General features: G+C 50.8%; 17 protein-coding genes. 11 read left to right on the forward strand and 6 right to left on the reverse strand.

Features of this window, described 5'->3' with window-relative positions:
• Position 1 precedes the first annotated feature (1 nt).
• From citX to rna, 4 genes are all read left to right on the forward strand, one after another.
• Positions 2-556, forward strand: a complete 555-nt coding sequence (gene citX / locus HV311_RS17735; RefSeq protein ID WP_153646825.1) for a citrate lyase holo-[acyl-carrier protein] synthase — start codon at positions 2-4, stop codon at positions 554-556.
• Positions 525-1,430, forward strand: coding sequence for a triphosphoribosyl-dephospho-CoA synthase CitG (citG, locus tag HV311_RS17740; RefSeq protein WP_016152220.1), 906 nt, complete (start codon positions 525-527; stop codon positions 1,428-1,430). Before citX ends, citG begins: the two co-directional genes overlap by 32 nt.
• Before the next feature lie 25 nt (positions 1,431-1,455).
• Positions 1,456-2,919, forward strand: a complete 1,464-nt coding sequence (gene citT, locus HV311_RS17745) for a citrate/succinate antiporter CitT (protein WP_016152219.1) — start codon at positions 1,456-1,458, stop codon at positions 2,917-2,919.
• A gap of 110 nt (positions 2,920-3,029) precedes the next feature.
• Positions 3,030-3,836 (forward strand): ribonuclease I, encoded by an 807-nt coding sequence (rna, locus tag HV311_RS17750; RefSeq protein ID WP_053388578.1) that lies wholly within the window; start codon positions 3,030-3,032, stop codon positions 3,834-3,836.
• Between the two features lie 41 nt (positions 3,837-3,877).
• On the opposite strand, the gene HV311_RS17755 is transcribed toward rna, so the two are convergent.
• Both HV311_RS17755 and HV311_RS17760 read right to left on the reverse strand, forming a co-directional pair.
• A complete protein-coding gene (locus tag HV311_RS17755) occupies positions 3,878-4,501 on the reverse strand; it encodes a flavin reductase family protein (RefSeq protein WP_016155958.1) in 624 nt (207 codons plus the stop codon).
• Between the two features lie 96 nt (positions 4,502-4,597).
• Positions 4,598-5,428: an alpha/beta fold hydrolase gene (locus tag HV311_RS17760; RefSeq protein ID WP_016152216.1), complete on the reverse strand. Its 831-nt coding sequence runs from the start codon at positions 5,426-5,428 to the stop codon at positions 4,598-4,600.
• 275 nt (positions 5,429-5,703) lie between these two features.
• Between HV311_RS17760 and rnk the strand changes: the two genes are divergently transcribed.
• Positions 5,704-6,114, forward strand: a complete 411-nt coding sequence (gene rnk, locus HV311_RS17765; protein WP_005120853.1) for a nucleoside diphosphate kinase regulator — start codon at positions 5,704-5,706, stop codon at positions 6,112-6,114.
• A gap of 186 nt (positions 6,115-6,300) precedes the next feature.
• Positions 6,301-6,729, forward strand: a complete 429-nt coding sequence (gene uspG / locus HV311_RS17770; RefSeq protein ID WP_016152215.1) for a universal stress protein UspG — start codon at positions 6,301-6,303, stop codon at positions 6,727-6,729.
• Positions 6,730-6,979: 250 nt separating this feature from the next.
• Here uspG and ahpF read toward each other — a convergent pair whose 3' ends face one another.
• The gene (gene ahpF, locus HV311_RS17775) at positions 6,980-8,545 is read right to left on the reverse strand and encodes an alkyl hydroperoxide reductase subunit F (protein ID WP_016152210.1); all 1,566 of its coding nucleotides are present in this window, start codon (positions 8,543-8,545) and stop codon (positions 6,980-6,982) included.
• 154 nt (positions 8,546-8,699) lie between these two features.
• Entirely contained in the window at positions 8,700-9,263 is a 564-nt protein-coding gene (gene ahpC / locus HV311_RS17780; RefSeq protein WP_004859485.1) for an alkyl hydroperoxide reductase subunit C, read from the reverse strand.
• A 374-nt stretch (positions 9,264-9,637) separates the two neighbouring features.
• Between ahpC and dsbG the strand changes: the two genes are divergently transcribed.
• The 4 genes from dsbG (at position 9,638) to HV311_RS17800 (ending at position 13,484) form a co-directional block, all read left to right on the forward strand.
• Positions 9,638-10,384 (forward strand): thiol:disulfide interchange protein DsbG, encoded by a 747-nt coding sequence (gene dsbG, locus HV311_RS17785; protein WP_016155953.1) that lies wholly within the window; start codon positions 9,638-9,640, stop codon positions 10,382-10,384.
• Positions 10,385-10,588: 204 nt separating this feature from the next.
• Entirely contained in the window at positions 10,589-11,509 is a 921-nt protein-coding gene (gene citR / locus HV311_RS17790; RefSeq protein ID WP_181598468.1) for a DNA-binding transcriptional repressor CitR, read from the forward strand.
• A gap of 149 nt (positions 11,510-11,658) precedes the next feature.
• On the forward strand, positions 11,659-12,882 hold the full coding sequence (locus tag HV311_RS17795) for a phosphoadenosine phosphosulfate reductase (protein ID WP_191220252.1): 1,224 nt from the start codon (positions 11,659-11,661) through the stop codon (positions 12,880-12,882).
• Positions 12,867-13,484 (forward strand): IbrB-like domain-containing protein, encoded by a 618-nt coding sequence (locus tag HV311_RS17800; protein ID WP_046275109.1) that lies wholly within the window; start codon positions 12,867-12,869, stop codon positions 13,482-13,484. Before HV311_RS17795 ends, HV311_RS17800 begins: the two co-directional genes overlap by 16 nt.
• Here the strand turns inward: HV311_RS17800 and HV311_RS17805 are convergent, their stop codons facing one another.
• Entirely contained in the window at positions 13,485-14,645 is a 1,161-nt protein-coding gene (locus HV311_RS17805; RefSeq protein WP_191220253.1) for a pyridoxal phosphate-dependent aminotransferase, read from the reverse strand. It abuts the gene before it with no gap.
• Positions 14,646-14,777: 132 nt separating this feature from the next.
• Between HV311_RS17805 and HV311_RS17810 the strand changes: the two genes are divergently transcribed.
• Complete coding sequence (locus tag HV311_RS17810; RefSeq protein ID WP_191220254.1) at positions 14,778-15,866, forward strand: oxidoreductase; 1,089 nt, start codon at positions 14,778-14,780, stop codon at positions 15,864-15,866.
• 103 nt (positions 15,867-15,969) lie between these two features.
• On the opposite strand, the gene HV311_RS17815 is transcribed toward HV311_RS17810, so the two are convergent.
• Entirely contained in the window at positions 15,970-16,167 is a 198-nt protein-coding gene (locus HV311_RS17815; RefSeq protein WP_019076244.1) for a YbdD/YjiX family protein, read from the reverse strand.
• Between the last annotated feature and the right edge of the window lie 6 nt (positions 16,168-16,173).

Consider the following 16,173-nt stretch of genomic DNA (forward strand, 5'->3'; position numbering starts at 1 on the left):
CATGCGCCTGCTCCCTGAACACGCCACCCAACACGCGGTTTCGATTCCCGAGCTGCTCGCCAGCCGGGATGAGAGACAAGCAAGGCAACATGCCTGGCTGACGCGTCATCACGCGCCACTGGTCTCATTTACCGTGGTCGTACCGGGTCCGATTAAAGACAGCGCATTAACCCGTCGCATCTTTAATCACGGCGTAACCGCCCTGCTCGCGCTGGCGGAAAAATCCACCTGGATTATCAGGGAGCAAACGGCGCTGGTTTCTGCCAGCGGTCCGGAAGGTCTTTTGTCTATTGAGGCCCCAGCCCACGATCTCAAGCTCGCCACGATTGAACTTGAGCATTCACATCCGCTGGGACGGTTATGGGACATCGATGTCCTGACCCCTGATGGGGAAATTCTGTCCCGACGTCATTTCGCACTCCCTGCCCGCCGCTGTCTGCTGTGCGAGCAAAGCGCTGCCGAATGCGCGCGGGGTAAAACCCACGCGCTTTCCGACTTACTCTCTCAGATGGAGGCACTGCTGCATGATGCCGATTCCCGCAACATCAACCAATAACGCAGTCCTTCCTCTGGATCTGCCTGACGCTTACGCAACGCTTGCGTGGCGGGCCATGTTGACTGAAGTCAACCTGTCGCCCAAACCGGGTCTGGTGGATCGTATTAACAACGGCGCACATAAAGATATGGCGCTGGAAGATTTTCATCGCAGCGCTGAAGCAATTCAGGCCTGGCTGCCGCGTTTTATTGAATATGGGGCGTTTAGCGCACAGCTGTCGCCCGAAGATGTGTTGAAAGGACTGCGCCCACTGGGTATGGCCTGCGAAGCCGATATGTTTCGCGCCACCGAGGGGGTAAACACCCATAAAGGGAGCATCTTTTCACTGGGGCTGCTGTGTGCCGCCATTGGCCGCCTGCACCAGCTCCAACTGACTGTTACCGCTGAAACCCTTTGCTCAACGGCAGCAACATTTTGCCGTGGCCTGACCGAGCGCGAACTGCGCCAGAACAATCAACAACTCACGGCTGGCCAACGTCTTTATCAGCAACTGGGATTAACCGGCGCACGGGGCGAAGCCGAAGCGGGATACCCGCTAGTCATCCAGCATGCCCTGCCGCACTACCGCGCACTGCTGACTCAGGGCCGCGATCCTGAACTGGCGCTACTCGACACGTTATTGCTGCTGATGTCTATCAATGGCGACACCAACGTGGCTTCACGTGGCGGCGCAGAAGGTCTGCGCTGGCTACAGCAGCAGGCCACAACTCTATTGCAGCAAGGGGGGATTCGCACCCCTGCCGATCTCGAATACCTGCGCCAGTTCGACCAACAGTGCATTGAACGCAACCTCAGCCCAGGAGGCTGCGCCGATCTGCTGATCGTCACCTGGTTCTTAGCTCAGATTTCACAAGTTCATCATTATCACAATTAAAGATCCTTTCCGGAGAATCACACACATGTCTTTAGCAAAAGATAAAATATGGAAATTACTGGCCCCATTGGTCGTAATGGGCGTCATGTTTCTTATCCCTGTCCCTGATGGAATGCCCCCGCAAGCCTGGCACTATTTTGCCGTTTTCGTGGCAATGATTGTCGGGATGATCCTGGAGCCAATCCCGGCAACAGCGATAAGCTTTATCGCCGTAACGATCTGCGTCATCGGCAGCAACTATCTGCTGTTTGATGCTTCAGAGCTGGCCGACCCGGCGTTTAAAGCGGGTAAGCAAGCGCTGAAATGGGGTCTGGCAGGCTTCTCCAGCACTACCGTGTGGTTGGTGTTTGGCGCGTTTATCTTCGCGCTGGGCTATGAAGTCACCGGTCTGGGTCGTCGTATCGCGCTGTTCCTGGTAAAATTCATGGGTAAGCGCACCCTGACGCTGGGCTACGCGATTGTCATCATCGACATTCTGCTGGCGCCGTTTACACCGTCCAACACCGCGCGTACCGGTGGTACCGTATTCCCGGTTATCAAAAACCTGCCGCCGCTGTTTAAATCATTCCCGAACGATCCGTCCGCGCGCCGTATCGGCGGATATCTGATGTGGATGATGGTAATCAGTACCAGCCTGAGCTCCTCTATGTTCGTTACCGGCGCTGCACCTAACGTGCTGGGTCTGGAATTCGTCAATAAAATTGCCGGTATTCAAATCAGCTGGTTGCAATGGTTCCTCAGCTTCCTGCCGGTTGGTATTATTTTGCTGATCGTTGCTCCGTGGCTGTCCTATGTTCTTTACAAGCCAGAAGTTACTCACAGTGCTGAAGTTGCCGCGTGGGCTGGTGATGAACTGAAAACCATGGGTAAACTGACGCGTAAAGAGCTGACCCTGATCGGTCTGGTTCTGCTCAGCCTGGGTCTGTGGGTCTTTGGCGGTAAACTGATTGATGCGACCGCTGTGGGTCTGCTGGCAGTCTCGCTGATGCTGGCGCTGCACGTTGTCCCGTGGAAAGACATCACCCGTTATAACAGCGCATGGAACACCCTGGTTAACCTCGCCACGCTGGTCGTTATGGCGAATGGTTTAACCCGTTCAGGCTTCATCGACTGGTTCGCCAACACGATGAGCTCGCACCTGGAAGGCTTCTCGCCTAACGCGACCGTGATCGTTCTGGTGCTGGTGTTCTATTTTGCTCACTACCTGTTTGCCAGCCTTTCCGCACACACCGCCACCATGCTGCCGGTTATTCTGGCCGTCGGCAAAGGCATCCCGGGCGTTCCGATGGAACACCTGTGTATCCTGCTGGTACTGTCCATCGGTATCATGGGCTGTCTGACTCCGTATGCAACTGGCCCTGGCGTTATTATTTACGGCTGCGGTTATGTGAAGTCCAAAGACTACTGGCGTCTGGGTGCTATCTTCGGCGTTATCTACATCTCTATGCTTTTGCTGGTCGGCTGGCCGATTCTGGCAATGTGGAGCTAATCATTCGGGTTCCCGCCTGATGAAAATGATGCCAGTCAGCTAAACCTGACTGGCATTTTTTATGATTAAATAGATGATATTCAGAATTGATATAAGTATCCGAAATCATCATGACATCAAGATGGCGTTATTCTTCGCTGCTGGCAGCACTTCTGCTCCCAGTTTCTGTAGCTCAGGCCGACGAACTTCAGGCAAAACAGTACGCTGATTTTGACAGCTACGTGCTGGCCCTCTCCTGGCAAACCGGATTTTGTCAGAGCCAACACGAGAGAAATCGTCAAGAGCCCGACGAATGTCGTCTGCAAAAAGAGAGCGCGGACAAAGCAGATTTCCTGACCGTTCACGGTTTATGGCCCAGCCTGCCAAAATCCATCGCCGCCCGTGGAGTAGACAACCGCCGCTGGATGCGCTTTGGCTGCGCGACTCGCCCTATTCCCAACCTGCCTGAAGCGCGCGCCAGCCGTAAATGCGCGGCTCCCGAAACGGGCCTGTCACTGGAAAGCGCGGCAAAACTCAGTGCCGTAATGCCCGGTGCCGGCGGGAGATCCTGTCTGGAACGTTACGAATATGCCAAACATGGCGCCTGTTTCGGTTTTGATCCCGACGCATACTTCGGCACGATGGTACGGATGAATAATGAGGTTAAGAACAGCGAGGCTGGCAAATTCCTCGCGGAAAACTACGGCAAAACCGTCAGCCGCAGCGCATTTGACGCCGCCGTCGCTAAAAGCTGGGGCAGAGAGAACGTCAAAGCCGTGAAGCTAAGCTGCCACGGCAATCCGGCCTATCTCACAGAAATCCAGTTGACCCTGAAAGCCGACACCATTAACCAGACGTTATCCGCACAGTCATTCTTACCGCAACCGCATCCGGGTAACTGCGGTAAACAGTTTATTATCGACAAAGTGGGATACTGAAAATAACGACCGGCGCGGCAAGCTGGCGTCGGTCCATATGGTTAGCGTTTTGAACGGGCATCCGGGCGAACTAAATCAAAGCGGTGTGTTTCACTGATCGAATAATACGCCGTTGGCCCGCCCGCACGCAGTACCGGTTTTGCTTTCGCCGTCTGGTAGATGCCGCCTTCCAGTAGCGTTTCATCAATATGAATGCCCACCACTTCTCCCAGCACCAGCCAGGTTTCAACAGGCGAACCATCAGCGGTGGTCAGTTGCAGACTTTGCGATAAGCGACACTCAAAATTGACTGGGCTTTGCGCCACCCGCGGCACGCTGACTATCCGACTATCTGCTTTGCTAAGCCCGGCGGCAAAAAACTCATCCTCGCCGTGAGGCAAGCTGGCTGACGTTTCGTTCATCGCGCTGGCCAGCTCAAGAGTCGTCAGATTCCAGACAAACTCACCGGTGTCGATAATATTCTGCACGCTATCTTTCCAGCCGCTGCTGGCGAAACCGATAATCGGCGGATGATAATTAAAGCAGTTAAAGAAACTGTACGGTGCAAGGTTATGCCGACCGTCGCTGTCGCGGGAGGCAATCCAGCCAATAGGGCGCGGTCCAATGATGGCATTCAGCGGGTCATGCGGTAAGCCGTGTCCTTGTGATGGTTGATAGAAATACATAGCGTTCTCTGTTGAAGTTAACATCAGCGCAGCACAAATTATGCTTCGCTCATCTCCCTGGAAAAAGAAGATCAGCGTAGAACAATCCGCTAAAGATTACGATTGAATAAAGTTGAGCAGATCGCCGTTGATCTGTTGTTTATGGGTAGTGCAAATGCCATGCGAACCGCCAACATACACCTTCAACTGCGCGTCCGGCAGTATTTCCGCCGCAACCTTTCCGCAGGTTTCAAACGGGACAATCTGATCGTCATCACCATGGATCACCAGCGTCGGAATAGTCATCTTTTTGAGATCCTCACGCAGGTCAGTTTCTGAAAACGCGTGAATACAGTCGTACAACGCTTTGATGGAACCTTGTAAGCCTTGTTCAACAAAGCTTTCACGAACGGCTTTCGACGCATTTACGCCCGGGCGGTTGTAGCCATAAAATGCAGCGGTCAGTTCATAGAAGAAGGCAGCGCGATCGTTTATCACTCCCTCACGGATGCCATCAAACACCTCTTTCGGCACACCATTTGGGTTAAAGTCGGTCTTGATCATTATGGGCGTCACCGCGCCGATTAACACCGCTTTGGCTACCCGCTGCGTTCCATGGCGTCCAATGTACCTCGCCACTTCCCCGCCCCCGGTAGAGTGTCCGACATGTACGGCATCTTTAAGATTGAGATGCGCGGTAAGTTCAGCCAGATCGTCAGCATACTGATCCATATTGTGACCATCCCAGGGTTGGGCTGATCTCCCATGCCCACGCCTGTCATGGGCGATCACCCGAAATCCTTTCGACCCGAGGAACAGCATCTGATCCTCAAACGCATCTGCCGTTAGCGGCCAGCCATGGCTAAAGACGATAGGCTGCCCACTTCCCCAATCTTTAAAATGCAAATAGCTGCCGTCTTTCAAGGTAAGTTTGTCGTACTGGCTCATGAGATCTCCTGTCGCGGAACACTGAGTTGTTTGACGCGCCCGCAGCGAGCGCTTAAAAAGCATAATGCAAATTGGAGAACGATCGCGTTTTTCGGCTAAAATCACACCATACGCAACAATATTGATGATTTGCCTGAATGTGAACTAAATCACTTCAAACCAGGGGTAAGTCTCAGTATCATCATAAAAGCTTAACCCTTGCCGCCTGACGGTGAGGGTTTTCTTTTGGGATTATTTACCTGCGCACCCGCAGTATCGACGACATGGAGTAACAAATGTCCAGACCAACTATCATCATTAACGACCTCGATGCGGAACGCATTGACCGCCTGTTGGAGCAACCTGCGTTTGCTGGTTTACCGATTGCCGACGCCCTGAACGCCGAGCTGGATCGTGCCCAAATGTGTTCACCAGAAACCATGCCGCACGATGTCGTGACCATGAACAGCCGCGTGAAATTCCGCAATCTGAGTGATGGCGAAGTCCGTGTGCGTACCCTGGTGTATCCGGCCAATATGACTGACAGCAGCACACAGCTTTCGGTAATGGCACCTGTTGGCGCGGCACTTCTGGGCCTGCGCGTTGGCGACACCATTCACTGGGAGCTACCAGGCGGGACCTCAACACACCTCGAAGTCATTGAGCTTGAGTACCAACCTGAAGCTGCAGGCGACTACCTGCGCTAACTCTGTCTTATCAAAGCCACTCGCTTTATCTTACAGGGGATGCATCCGCATCCTCTTTCCGGTTAGCCCCAACTCCTGACCCTCACCTTATCTCCTGTTCGCAAAACATAAATCTGTGTCGTGACTGACAGAATCATTTTTAATACTATGCTGATATGTGTTCATGTAATGACAAGGAGAATGTTTATGTACAACACAATCATAATGCCTGTTGATGTATTCGAAATGGAACTGAGCGACAAGGCTATACGCCATGCAGAATTTCTGGCACAGGAAAACGGGGTTATCCATCTGCTGCATGTGCTGCCAGGCTCAGCAAGCTTAAGCCTGCACCGCTTTGCAGCCGATGTCCGTCGTTTTGAAGAGCATCTACAACACGAAGCGGAAACTCGTCTGCAAACGATGGTCGGTCACTTCAGCATCGATCCTTCCCGTATTAAACAACACGTCCGCTTTGGCAGCGTACGTGACGTCGTCAACGAGTTGGGTGAAGAGTTGAATGCGGATGTGGTCGTCATTGGATCGCGCAACCCATCAATCAGCACTCATCTGCTCGGCTCAAACGCTTCCAGCGTTGTTCGCCACGCTACTCTGCCAGTGCTGGTTGTACGTTAATAGTCTCTAATTTGCTAAAGAAAACCCCTGCCAGGTTAACGCCTGACAGGGGTGACAATGAAAACGTAATGCAGGTTGATATAATAAAGAAAACGCCTCATCTTTCTTTGATGAAACTAATGGTCAGACTCATTAAATAAATGTGTTACGCGGTTTATTGTTTCAAGAATTGACAATCTGAAAGCGTGGAAATAAAAAACCGCCAGCGGATGGCTGACGGTTTTGGCATTGCAGGTGTATCTTACTTTTTTTATGCTACTGTCGTGCGAATCAGATAATCAAACGAACTCAATGAGGCCTTCGCGCCTTCACCGGTCGCGATGATGATCTGCTTATACGGTACGGTGGTGCAGTCACCAGCGGCGAAAACCCCCTTCACGCTGGTTTCGCACTTGGCATCGATGATGATTTCACCCATGCGATTACGCTCGACGGCACCTTCCAGCCAGTTGGTGTTTGGCAGCAGACCTATCTGTACAAAGATACCCGCCAGTTCCACACTGTGAACGTCGCCACTCACGCGGTCACGATACTCCAGGCCGGTGACTTTGCTGCCATCGCCTTTCACTTCTGTCGTTTGCGCATTCAGAATAATATCGACGTTTTTCAGACTGCGAAGCTTATTCTGCAGCACCTGGTCAGCCTTCATTTCAGGTGCGAACTCCAGCAGCGTCACATGTTCAACAATGCCTGCCAGGTCAATAGCAGCTTCAACACCGGAGTTGCCGCCACCAATCACCGCAACGCGCTTGCCTTTGAACAGCGGGCCATCGCAGTGCGGGCAGTAGGTTACGCCTTTGGTGCGATACTGATCTTCACCCGGAACGTTCATGTTGCGCCATTTCGCACCGGTGGCAATGATAATGCTGCGTGCTTTCAGCACCGCGCCGGATGCCGTTTCAATCTGATGTAAACCGCCTTCCTGCGCCGCCGGAACCAGTTTACTTGCGCTCTGGCTGTCGATCACATCAACATCATAGTCATCAACGTGTGCTTTCAGCGCGCCCGCCAGTTTCTGGCCTTCGGTTTTCGGTACCGAGATGTAGTTTTCAATATCAACGGTATCAAGAACCTGACCGCCAAAACGTTCGCCCATCAGACCGGTGCGAATACCTTTACGTGCAGAGTACACTGCCGCTGCCGCCCCCGCAGGACCGGAACCGACAATCAGCACGTCATAAGCATCACGTTTGTTCAGCTCTTGTGCCGCACGTTTTTCTGCGCCGCTATCTACTTTCGCCACGATCTCAGTCAGCGTCATACGCCCCTGACCGAACTCTTTGCCGTTCATATACACCGCCGGAACGCCCATCACGTTGCGATCGGTAATTTCGTTCTGGAATGTACCGCCGTCAATCGCCGTATGCTTGATGCGTGGATTCAGTACCGACATCAGGTTCAGCGCCTGTACCACGTCCGGACAGTTATGACAGGAAAGCGAATAATAGGTTTCAAACTCAAAATCACCGTCGAGATCGCGGATCTGCTCCAGCAACGCCTGCGCCTCTTTTGACGGATGACCACCGGTCCACAGCAGCGCCAGCACCAGGGAGGTAAACTCATGGCCCAGCGGAGAACCGGCAAAGCGCGGCCCCTGGTGAGAACCTGGATTGGTGATCAGGAACGATGGCTTGCGTACCGCCAGAGTATTGTCTTCTTTAAAGGTGACTTTTTCTGACAGTTCAGCAATTTCAGTCAGCAGTTCCTTGATTTCTGCCGATTTAGCGCTGTCATCCAGCGTAGCAATCAGCTCAACAGGTTTGGTCAGTTTCTCAAGATAAGCCTTGAGCTGGGTTTTCATATTTGTGTCGAGCATTCTTCTTCCCTCTCTGAAAACATCATCATGCAAGCCGACTTTGCGGGACTGCATTAATGCAACTTGCGTCATGGTGCTGGAATGAAACAGGCGCAAACTGCGCCTGTGGAATGGCCGGATGCACTGCGTTTATCCGGCCTACAAATTATGCGACTTAAATCTTACCGACCAGATCTAAGGATGGAGCCAGGGTCGCTTCGCCTTCTTTCCATTTCGCCGGGCAAACTTCACCTGGGTGAGAGGCAACGTACTGTGCGGCTTTAATTTTACGCAGCAGGTCAGACGCATCACGGCCGATACCTTCAGCGGTAACTTCGATTGCCTGGATGATACCCTGCGGGTCTACAACGAAGGTTGCGCGGTCAGCCAGACCTTCATCTTCACGCATGTTGTCGAAGTTACGGGTCAGGGCGCCAGTCGGGTCGCCGATCATCGCGTATTTGATTTTCGCGATGGTGTCAGAGCTGCTGTGCCATGCTTTGTGGGTGAAGTGGGTGTCAGTAGATACGGAATAGACATCTACGCCCAGTTTCTGCAGTTCTTCGTAGTGGTCAGCCACATCACCCAGCTCGGTCGGGCAAACGAAAGTAAAGTCAGCCGGGTAGAAGAAGAAGACGCTCCAGCGACCTTCGGTATCTTTCTCGGTTACTTCGATGAACTCACCGTTTTTGAACGCCTGGTTTTTGAAAGGTTTAATTTTAGTATTAATCAAAGACATCTGTACTTCCTCCGTGTTTTCGTTGAGAGATAAGTTAACGAAAATCTCTTCGCAGGGCTAATGCGTTTCCTTTATCAAATCAATAAGCGTTAACTAACAACCCACTCAAACTCATGTTGTGAACCTAAAGATAAAAGTAAAAAAGGCCCCCTTTGCAGGGAGCCTCATTACCCGAGCTACCCGCAGGTAACGTCAGTGCCAGCAGGGCTGGCTATGTGTTGCGCTCTACATTACCTTAACAAAGGTCGTAACAGCGATTGGGATTACATCACCCCACTCAAGAAAGGGCAATCGACAGACGGTCGATCTTACCTATGGCTGCGATAGGTTTTGCAACTTAGCCCCCTTTCCTTCTGATTTTATAAGGAAAATCAATGTTTAAACGTACCTTACTCTTAACCCTGCTTCCTGCCGTGGTGCACGCCGAAGAACTTCCTGCCCCCGTTAAAGCTATTGAGAAACAGGGCATTACTATTCTCAAACCCTTCGACGCGCCGGGTGGAATGAAGGGCTACCTGGGAAAATACCAGGATATGGGCGTTACTATCTATGTTACGCCTGACGGCAAACACGCCATTTCCGGTTATATGTATAACGAAAAAGGTGAAAACCTCAGTAATACGCTGATAGAAAAAGAGATCTACGCCCCTGCCGGGCGCGAAATGTGGCAGCGAATGGAAAAAACATCCTGGATTCTGGACGGGAAAAAAGAGGCTCCAGTCATTGTCTATGTGTTTGCCGATCCCTTCTGTCCCTATTGCAAACAGTTCTGGCAGAAGGCTCGCCCGTGGGTAGACTCAGGTAAAGTTCAGTTGCGCACAATACTGGTTGGCGTAATTAAACCCGAAAGCCCGGCTACCGCCGCTGCGATTCTGGCCGCAAAAGATCCGGCCAAGACCTGGCATGACTATGAGGCATCTGGTGGGAATATGAAGCTAGAAATCCCGACCTCCATTTCACCGGAGCAGATGAAGGTATTGAATATCAATCAAAAGTTGATGGATGATTTAGGCGCCAACGTCACGCCGGCTATCTATTACATGAGTAAAGACGATACGTTACAACAGGAAGTCGGCTTGCCGGATAAGGAGAAATTAAACATTATCATGGGTAATAAATAAAAGTAACAAAATGAGTGGTTGTTATCATTTTCATGTCAATCACTCATTTAAATTAACTTTTTTGGTCAAAATTATGCAATATGTGCTATTTTAGTTTAAATTAATAATTCATTAAGCACACAAACATAAATCACAAGAATAATCACACCTTAAAATATTTCAAAATTAAATCTTTCAAAACATGACCATCACAGGAAGGTATGCATGGCTAACCTCTATGACCTCAAAAAGTTCGATCTCAATCTGTTGGTTATCTTTGAGTGTATTTATCAACATTTGAGTATCACTAAAGCTGCTGAAACTTTGTATATTACCCCCTCTGCCGTTAGCCAGTCACTGCAACGGCTACGCACACAATTTAATGACCCGCTGTTTATCCGCTCCGGAAAAGGCCTAACGCCAACGATTATGGGGATTAACCTTCATCATCATCTTGAGAAAAACCTCAACAGTCTGGAGCAGACAATAAATATCATGAATAACTCCAGTCTGAAGAAAAAATTCATTATTTACTGTCCACAACTGCCAACCATTATCAACATCGAGGAAGTTATTCATTTTCTCAGAGAAGACTCACATGTCGAAATTGAGCACCATAACATACTCATCACTGCTGAAAGTACGGAAAATCTGTTGGCTTACAGAAAAGCAGATTTAGTCATTGCTACCGCCCCAGTGAGTAATCGCTCGATAATATGCTCACCATTTAAAACTGCTGAAACAATATTAGTTTGCAACAAAAACCATCCAAGAATTAATGGAGAAAGCACGCTTGAAACAATATTAAAAGAACAGTTCACGCAACTTATCTCTGAAGATCCTGGCGTTAAAGAATACTGGCAAAAAACCAGCGCCTTGCTGGCTAATCGAGATATTGGTTTCCGCAGCGACTCATTAATAACGATCATTAATATTATTTCAAACACAGATATCATAGGTCTGTTACCAAGAGATGTTTACGAGCAATATACCGGCTCATTTAATTTAAAAGAGATCCGTATCGATATCCCCTTACCCAAAATAAATTTATTTTTGATGTATAACAGAGCATCACTCAACAATACTGGCTTCGTTAATTTAATTAATAAAATAAATGATAAAAATGACCAAAGGATTAACAAATAGAGCTTTACCTATTCATTTTATATTTTTATGAATGAAGGTAATTCAAAACAACCATGAATGTATTAAAACGTTGCACCTGAAAAAAATTAGCATATCTTATTGTCAGCATTTGTTATTGTTTTGAATAATAATTCTGATATGAGCTTAATATGTCTATTTATAAAATCCCGCTTGGTCAAAACGTGCTGGACGCCGCTCTGGAGCGCATAACCTGGGCGCTGGAAACTCTGCCTCGGGTTTGTGTCTCTTTCTCCGGCGGGAAAGATTCAGGACTGATGTTACATCTGACAGCTATGCTTGCACGCCAACTGCATAAAAAAATTGATGTACTATTTATCGACTGGGAAGCCCAGTTTTCCTGCACTATTGATTATATTGAGGCGCTTCGTGCACGTTATTCCGATGTCATCGAGCGCTTTTATTGGGTGGCTTTACCGCTCACCACCCAGAATTCCCTCTCTCAATTCCAGCCAGAATGGCAGTGTTGGGAACCAGGTACTCCGTGGGTTCGCCAGCCTCCCACGGATGCCATAACCGATCCAGAGTATTTCTCCTTCTATCAACCCGGCATGACCTTTGAACAATTTGTTCGCGAGTTCGCTGACTGGTATTCAGAGAAACGTCCAGCCGGCATGATGGTCGGGATCCGCGCCGATGAGTCATATAACCGTTTTGTCGCCATTGCCAATTCGCAAAAGCAGCGCTTTGCCGATGATAAACCCTGGACCACCAGCGCCCCCGGCGGGCATACCTGGTATATTTACCCGATTTATGACTGGAAAACTGCCGATATCTGGACCTGGTTCGCAAAAACCAGAATGTCGTGCAATCCCTTATACAATCTCATGTATCAGGCCGGTGTCCCAACACGTTACATGCGTATTTGTGAACCCTTTGGCCCGGAACAGCGTCAGGGATTATGGCTATATCACGTCATTGAACCCGAGCGCTGGGCAGCCATGTGCGCCCGTGTCAGCGGTGTAAAAAGTGGCGGAATTTATGCCGGTCAGGACAACCATTTTTACGGGCACCGCAAAATATTAAAACCCGAACATTTAAACTGGCAGGAATACGCCATGCTGCTACTCAATAGCATGCCGGAAACGACCGCTGAGCATTATCGCAATAAAATCGCCATCTATTTGCAGTGGTATAAGAAAAAGGGCATGGACAATATCCCGCAAACTCAGGAAAAAGATATTGGCTCAGCGGATATTCCGTCGTGGCGGCGTATCTGTAAAGTCCTGCTGAATAACGACTACTGGTGCCGGGCGCTGTCATTCAGCCCCACAAAACCCAAAAACTACCAACGTTATAATGAACGCATGAAAATAAAACGCCAGCAATGGGGAATCTTATGCAACACCGACTAACTCAAGAACTCACTGGTTTTCTTTCTGGGCTGTCAGAAGAAGAACGAATTGAAGCAATCAACCAATTCAGAATGGCTATCCACAGCGTCAGCCCTTTTCGCGAAGAGCCAGTAGACTGTGTACTATGGATTAAAAACGAGCATATCTCACCCAATGACTATAACCCTAATAACGTTGCGCCTCCGGAGAAAAAGCTGCTGCAGAAATCCCTCGAAGCAGACGGATTCACGCAGCCCATCGTGGTAGTTCACTCCACGGCGGAAGAATACGAAATTGTCGATGGTTTCCACCGTCATGAGCTAGGTAAAAGCAAACCGTCGCTGAAATCACGCCTGCATGGCTACCTGCCGGTCACCTGTTTACAGCGTGAACGCCATGAACGCATGGCAGCGACAATTCGTCATAACCGTGCCCGCGGGCGGCATAAAATTCATGCCATGTCGGAAATCGTTCGTGAATTATCACTACTGGGATGGAGCGCAGAGAAAATCAGTAAAGAGTTAGGTATGGACGACGATGAGGTTTTACGTCTGAAACAAATTAACGGTCTGCAAGAGTTATTTGCCGACCGTCGCTTCTCCAAAGCCTGGACAGTAAAATAACTACAGCGCAACCAGACGTTCGGCTGCCGCCAGCAGCGTCGATTCTTGCTTGGCAAAACATAGGCGAATCAGCTTATGCGGGAAAGGATCGGCGCAGAAAACCGACAACGGGATCGCGGCAACGCCCACTTCTTTGGTCAGCCACTGGCAAAACTCAACGTCGTTAAGTGTGGAGACGGCACTGTAATCGACCAGCAGAAAATAGGTGCCTTCACACGGCAAAATTTCCAGTCGGCTGTCACGCAGCGCGTTCACCAACACATCGCGTTTTTTCTGATAAAAGGCTGGCAACTCACGATAGTGTGTTGGATCCTCCCGCAGCATATCCGCCAGCGCCAACTGAGCCGGCGTATTAACTGAGAACGTCAGATACTGGTGTACCTTGCGTAATTCAGCGCTAATGGCGGCAGGCGCAACGCAGTAGCCGACTTTCCAGCCGGTCATATGGTAGGTCTTCCCAAACGATGAAACGGCAACGGCGCGTTCGCACAGGTGTGAATGCGCCAGCACGCTGGCATGTCCTTGTCCGGCGAAGCAAATGTGCTCATAAACTTCGTCGCTGATGACAAAGATCTCGCGTTCTTTAATTGCCTGCCACAGAGCATCAAAATCGGCGTGATGCCATACGGTGGCGGAAGGGTTGTGCGGCGTGTTAAGGATCACCAGTCGGGTACGTTCGCTGAGTACAGCGCTAAATTCCTGCCAGTCGACGCGAAAAGACGGCGGTTGCAGCGCGATACGTTTAACTACGCCGCCGGATAATTCGACCGCGGGCGCATAGCTGTCGTAGCTCGGGTCAAAACAAATCACCTCATCGCCAGGACGCACCAGCGCCGTAATTGCGGCGAACAGCGCTTCTGTGGCCCCCGCCGTCACGGTCACTTCACTATTCGCGTCAGGTTTATACCCGTACAACTGCGCGGTTTTATCCGCAATGGCTTCGCGCAACGGCTGTACGCCCGTCATCGGCGCATACTGGTTTGCGCCATGCGCGACGTGATACGCCAGACGTTCCTGCAAAAAAAGTGGGCCGTCAAAATCAGGAAATCCCTGCGAGAGGTTAATGGCCTGATGCTGCTGCGCCAGCGCGCTCATTTGCGTAAAGATAGTGGTGCCAAGATTAGGCAGTTTGCTTTGCGGAATCAGCGGGTTATTACTCATTATTGTTATCCCAGCGGGTGATGTTGTGGTTGAAGCCACTATAGCACGATGCTAGTATTTGGCAATCAAGACGTTCAGACGTCTATATAAAAATAACCTGTATTGACAGGACAGCCAAAAGGACAACACAACATGAGTAATACCGAGATTCGCGTCGTCACCGGCCCGGCCAACTATTTTTCCCATCCCGGCAGCCTGTCAAGACTCAACGATTTTTTCACCGCAGAGCAACTCTCACGCGCCGTCTGGGTTTACGGTGAACGCGCCATCGACGCGGCCCGCCCTTATCTGCCTGAGGCATTTCATCTTGCCAATGCCAGGCACCTGCTGTTTACGGGACACTGCAGCGAAACCGATGTTACTCAACTGGCAAAAGAGTCAGGAGAGAATCGCAGCGTGGTGATTGGTGTGGGCGGCGGGACATTGCTCGACACGGCCAAAGCGCTGGCTCGTCGTCTGGGTCTGCCTTTTGTCGGTATTCCTACTATCGCAGCGACCTGCGCCGCATGGACACCGCTCTCCGTCTGGTACAACGATGCAGGCCAAGCGCTGCATTTCGAAATTTTCGCTGACGCCAATTTCCTCGTGCTGGTCGAGCCAGAGATCGTTCTCAATGCGCCTGAAGAATACTTACTGGCGGGGATCGGCGACACGCTGGCGAAATGGTACGAGGCCGTTGTGCTCGCGCCTGAGCCGGAAAACCTACCTCTGACCGTACGTCTGGGTATCCATGCTGCGCAGACGATCCGCGACGTCCTGTTGGAAAGCAGCGAGCAGGCGCTGGTCGATAAGCAACAAGGCACGTTAAGCCGCACATTTTGCGATGTGGTGGATGCAATTATTGCCGGAGGCGGCATGGTCGGCGGTCTGGGTGAGCGCTACACCCGCGTGGCGGCGGCGCATTCGGTACATAATGGCCTGACCGTGCTCCCGCAAACGGAGAAGTTTTTGCATGGCACCAAAGTGGCGTACGGCATACTGGTGCAGAGCGCGCTGCTGGGACAAGATGATGTGCTGGCGCAGTTAATTACCGCCTATCAGCGCTTCAACCTGCCAACCCGGTTGGCTCAACTGGACGTGGACATCAACAACCGCGCCGAAATCGACAACGTGATTGCGCACACCCTGCGCCCGGTGGAGTCCATTCATGCGCTGCCGGTAACGTTAACGCCACAGACGCTGCGCGCAGCCTTTGAAAAGGTAGAATCGTTTACGGTGTGATTATGGTGTGGGATGCCTGATGGCGGCAACGCAGCGCCCCCCTGGAGCTTACAAAGGTAAGTGACCAGGGTGAACACGCCTGCAGCTTGAATGATGAAGAGCATTAACAGCAGCGCGCGCCGCCTTTCCCCCCGTAGCGCGCATCCTGGCGTTCGCGGAAAAATTCTTCGTAGGTCATTGGTGTCAGGTCCGGATGCGTGACGCGCATATGCTCAACATAGTTGTCGTAATCCGGCACACCTATCATTAATCGGGCGGTTTGACCTAAATACTTCCCGGCTTTAGAGAGCGTTTCAAACATAGTGGT

The sequence above is a fragment of the Citrobacter sp. RHBSTW-00881 genome (assembly GCF_013728515.1).
GTDB classification, from domain to species: Bacteria; Pseudomonadota; Gammaproteobacteria; order Enterobacterales; family Enterobacteriaceae; genus Citrobacter; species Citrobacter braakii.